We start from the raw sequence: 3,840 nt of genomic DNA, 5'->3' as shown, positions 1-3,840 counted from the left end.
AGCGCACACCACCCCCGGCACAACCAGCCGCACAAGGTCCCCACCGCCCCGCGCTCGAACGATGAGCGCGGACCGGTGACGGCCACGGCCGGCAGGCCAGTTCAACCGCACCCGCGCCCCGAGCGCGGGCGCGGCGGGCCAGGCCCGCACCGAGCAACACCCCGGCCCCGCGCAACAGCCTCGGGGACCTTGCTTACTCCCCACCCAACCCCCCGAGACCTGGAGGTCTTTCGCATGACCGAGATCAACAACGCCCGGTGGACGTCGGACCACCTGATGAAGCCGGGCGGGACCGCCCTGTACGGCGCCCAGCAGCGCGAGCGGCTGCGGCAGATGGCCGACGAGGTCCAGGCGCTGCGCCGCGAGTACCAGGCGGACCTGGAATCCCTGCGGTTCGACGGTGACAAGCCGTTCCAGAACCGCATCCGGGCCTATCTCGCGTCCCGCCCGCTGGCCCGCCTCGAAAAGGAGCTGCGCGACGCGGTGAACGACGCCGGAAAGCTGGACAAGGAATTCCAGCGCCGTTACGTCGAACTCCCCGCCAAGCGCGAGAAGCAGGCGGAGAAGAAGGAGCTGGAAAAGGCCCAGAAGAAGGGCCTGGCCCACTCCCGCGCGGTGAACACCGCCGGTCAGCTCAACGGTGTGGCCCTGGGGCTGGAGGACCCGGCGAAGGACGGCAAGTCCAACGGCAAGAAGGACACCACGGAAGGACAGGAGCCGACGTTCCTGGACTACCTCGACAACCAGAGGAGGGCATAACCGATGGCCTTTTCCCCGGGCCAGCTCGACTACTGGAACAAGCGCCTGGAAGCGGCCCGGACGAACCCGGACCGCGCCCGCACGATGTGGGACCTGGCGCGCACGATCGCCGGTCGTGACGACGACGTGTGGGCCGACCTGGTCCGGCTGCTCGGCACCTGGACCGAGCAGCAGCAGGGCCAGGGCAAGCCGTAACGCTTCGCGCTCATCATCATCACTTCATCCCCGTGATCCGGGGTCTCCACGTACGCGTGTACGCGTACGCGTGAGGAGACCCCGGATCGGTCACGGAGGGTGACCAATCGAAGGAGACCGGCCGATGGCCGACGACGACACCGGAGGGACACTCCACCCCTTCCCCGGGCTGAGGATCCCGGGGGCGGTCGCGGACGACCCGCCGCCGGCCTCCGGCGGCTTCCCGGCCCTGGCCCCCGTGGCCAGCCTCGCCCCTCCCGCCTCGCTTTCCGTCGCTGACGCCCCCGACCTTTCCGGGAGCGCGGCGGCGGGAACCACCAGCGCAAACCGTGATCCGGGCCTTTCCGGGGATACCTCATCCCCGGGCCAGGGCGTCGGTGCAATGTCCGTGGTGATGATGGCGGGAATCACCGTTGCCGCAATGCGCGGCGCTTATCACGTGGCCGCCTACCTGAAAGCCCGCCACGATCACCACCGGGCCATCGCGGATCAGCAGGGCGCGGCGGCCGGAAAGGCCGGTCTGGAACTTGATAAGGCGCGGATCGGAGCCGACGCGGCGCGCCAGAAGGCGCGTATTCAGTCGGGCCCGGAATTCGGAAAGTCGAACCGGAATTCTTCCGGTTCGGCGGGCCGCTCAAATTACGGGAAGAATTCTGTTCCTGCGTCTTTGAAGTCCGGAGCAGGATCGAACCGGTCGGGCAGCGGCGGGCCCAAGCCGCCCGGCAAGGGCTCTGGCGGCGGCTCTGGCGGCCGTTCGGGCGGCGCGGGCACGCCTGGCCAGTCCGGGGGCTCCCGGGGCGGCAAAGGGCCGCTGAACGGTTCGGGCGGAAAGAGCACCACGAACCGGAATTCGGGTGCCACGGACCGCAGTTCGGGCCGGGTCCGCAACGGCTCCAGCAGCCCGAACGGCGACCGCGGACCGAGTCTTCGGTCGGCGGCACGGCAGAGGGCCGCGGACCGGATCCGCAACGGCCCGGCGTCGAAGTCGAGCGGCGGGAAGTCCGGTACTCCCGGCAGCAGTTCCGGGGGTCCTTCGGGCAAGAAGTCCGGGTCCGGCGGGCCGGGTACGACACCCGGCGCCAGCTCGAAGTCCCCGAGGTCCTCGAAGTCGGGGACGAAGGGCCCGGGCGGAACGCCGGGGACGAAGGGCTCGGGCACGAAGCCCGGGTCGTCGTCCAGGTCCGGCAAGGGGCGGACCACGCTGCCGCAGGCGATCGCGAAGGAATCCGAGCGCCGCCTCAACAAGCGCCGCAAGCGCCTGCAGCCCGTCATCGCCCGGCCCCGCAGCGCCAAGAAGTCGAAGAAGGCCGGCACGACGGCACCGGCCGGGACGGCGCCGGGCACCCCGAAGGTCAGCCTGACCAAGAAGCCCAAGCCGACCGTGCCGCCGAAGCCGACCGCGCCGCCCGCGACCCCGAAGGTCAGCCTCAAGAAGAAGCCCGGCACCAAGGGCTCCGGGCCCGCCCCGTCGGGCGGAACCCCGGGAACGGCGAAGCCGAAGGTCAACCTGCGCAAGAAGCCAAGGGTCAACCTCAAAAAGAAGCCCGGCACCAAGGGCCCGGGCAAGCCCGCACCCGCCGCCGGCGCGACGGGGCCCGCCGCCGGGAGCACCGGTCCCGGCCCGTCCGGCCCGGCCGGCGGGGGCGCGGCGACGCCCACGGCGAAAGGCAAGCGCAGGGGCTGGCGGCGGCGAAAGGACCCGAACAAGGGGCGGGGCACGCGAGAGCGGTGGGAGCGCACGAACGCCCGCCGTGGCAGCAGCCCCGGCGACGTGCCAGGCCCGGGTACGGGCGGCGGATTCGCTCCGCCGCCCGGCTGGGGCCACGTCGTGAACACCACCGTGACGCTGGAACGCCTCGATGGCGGCCCCGGAGCGCAGGAGCGCCGCAACAAGGTCAAGGCCACCACGCGCGGCCCGGTCGCGTTGCCCGCCGCAAAGAGAAAGGGAGCACCCGTGACCGCCACTGGAACCGTGCCCGTGCCGCGCAAGGCACCCAACACCCAGTACGCCGACTCCGACCTGACGATCTACGACGTCATCGACTCCGACGCCGACATGGCCGAAGAGATCATGGCGGGCGCCGACGACGCCAAGGAGGCGGCGGAGGGCTGCGACAAGCTCACGACCCGCCTGGAGTTCCTGCACGCCAAGGTCATGGACCTCAAGGTGCCGGGTGTTCTGGAGGGCTGGGTGCTGCTCCTGGCGGAGAAGGCGCTGAACGTCAAGGCGCGAGCGGAGGCGGTGGCGGAGAAGATCCCCGCCGCCTCCGAGGCGATCGCCCAGGCCGGCGAGAACGCGGCCGCACGCCACAAGGAGGTGGCCGACGTCACCGCCGACCAGGGCCACGCCGCCCCGGCCGAGGCCGACTACCACAACGAATAGGAGGGACTGCCCGTGTCGTCTTCTGAACTGGTTCCCCGCATCGGCGGCGCCCTCGCCAAGACCGGTGCGGTGATCGGCGAAGGCGTCCGCTACGGCGTCGTCATCGTGCAGCTCACCGCCGCCAGCGCCACGATGCTGGGGCTTTCGGAGAAGGTCCGCGCCACGTTCAAGTACGTGGAGAACTGCGCGAAGCAGGTGAACCGGCTCGCCGACCTGGCGGCCGCGAAGACCGTCGACAAGGACACCATCGCCGAACACCGCGACGCGGCAACCGTGATGCTCTCGGTCCTCGAAGAGGCCGAAGCCATGGCGGCCGAATGCGAGGAGATGTCGACGCTCTTCCACGAAACCGCCGACGCCCACATCGCCGACTACGGCCCGGTGGCCGACGCGGTGAACCGGATGTCCGTACCCATGGCCGACCGCAGCTTCTACAGCAACCGCTGACCGGCCCTGTCCAACCCCCGCACCGCGCAAGGGCGGCGGACCCCACCCCGGGGTCC

4 protein-coding genes are annotated in these 3,840 nt (G+C 71.0%); all 4 read left to right on the top strand.

What is annotated here, in order from left to right:
- The first annotated feature begins 234 nt into the window (after positions 1-234).
- The 4 genes from ABZ281_RS41500 to ABZ281_RS41485 all read left to right on the top strand — a co-directional run bounded on the left by ABZ281_RS41500 (position 235) and on the right by ABZ281_RS41485 (position 3,784).
- Positions 235-759, top strand: a complete 525-nt coding sequence (locus ABZ281_RS41500) for a hypothetical protein (RefSeq protein ID WP_356663117.1) — start codon at positions 235-237, stop codon at positions 757-759.
- A gap of 3 nt (positions 760-762) precedes the next feature.
- Complete coding sequence (locus tag ABZ281_RS41495; protein WP_356663116.1) at positions 763-954, top strand: hypothetical protein; 192 nt, start codon at positions 763-765, stop codon at positions 952-954.
- Positions 955-1,621: 667 nt separating this feature from the next.
- Positions 1,622-3,337, top strand: coding sequence for a hypothetical protein (locus tag ABZ281_RS41490; RefSeq protein WP_356663115.1), 1,716 nt, complete (start codon positions 1,622-1,624; stop codon positions 3,335-3,337).
- A gap of 12 nt (positions 3,338-3,349) precedes the next feature.
- Positions 3,350-3,784 carry a hypothetical protein gene (locus ABZ281_RS41485; protein WP_356663114.1) on the top strand — a complete coding sequence of 145 codons (435 nt, stop codon included), beginning with the start codon at positions 3,350-3,352 and terminating at the stop codon, positions 3,782-3,784.
- Positions 3,785-3,840: the final 56 nt, after the last annotated feature.

The sequence above is a fragment of the Streptomyces sp. NPDC006265 genome, from assembly GCF_040613555.1.
In the GTDB taxonomy this organism is placed as follows: domain Bacteria; phylum Actinomycetota; class Actinomycetes; order Streptomycetales; family Streptomycetaceae; genus Streptomyces.
Note: the sequence above shows the minus strand (reverse complement) of the source record. Positions and strands in the feature narration are given on the sequence as shown.

Bases quoted from the DNA above. Each gene is read 5' to 3' on its own strand.
- ABZ281_RS41495 (WP_356663116.1), top strand. From the start codon at position 763: ATGGCCTTTTCCCCGGGCCAGCTCGACTACTGGAACAAGCGCCTGGAA.
- ABZ281_RS41500 (WP_356663117.1), top strand. From the start codon at position 235: ATGACCGAGATCAACAACGCCCGGTGGACGTCGGACCACCTGATGAAG.